The 415-nt window shown below is 43.9% G+C and carries 1 protein-coding gene; it reads left to right on the top strand.

The features are described from left to right. On the top strand, positions 1 to 184 hold a 184-nt coding region (locus MM817_RS16545; protein WP_241717163.1), incomplete at its 5' end, for a hypothetical protein. Positions 185 to 415: the final 231 nt, after the last annotated feature.

Below are 415 nucleotides of genomic sequence, written 5' to 3'. Positions count from 1 at the left end.
GGAAACAGTCAAAGGGACAACGACAACGTCAAAACTGCAGGATGGCTTGAGCTGCATAACGGGAAACTGTTACGTGCAGTTCTTAGGGGAGAAGGAGGCCGCAAGGCCTCCGACTTACCCAGCGGCGAATGTGCAAGAAGACCCTCCTTTTCTTATGCGCTATTTATACATTATTTTTGCATAAATAGCGCATAAGAAACCAGCTGAGTCTGTATCCTGTGTGTGTATGCTATGCCGTAATAGGTGCAAGAAAAAAGACAAACACCTCGCCCCTTTTTTGTAAAAGGATGCGTCTATGACCAAGCGTCTATAGAGAAACTTCTTGCGAAAATCTGCACGTCTATTTTGCAATCCACTTTGAACATAGAACCCCATACTACTCATCCTTCATCTTCATAGATGACTTCTGTAAACT

The sequence above is a fragment of the Sulfoacidibacillus ferrooxidans genome (genome assembly GCF_022606465.1).
Taxonomy (GTDB): Bacteria; Bacillota; Bacilli; order Alicyclobacillales; family SLC66; genus Sulfoacidibacillus; species Sulfoacidibacillus ferrooxidans.
The sequence above is the reverse complement of the archived record's forward strand: the minus strand, read 5'-3'. Positions and strand labels throughout refer to the sequence as shown.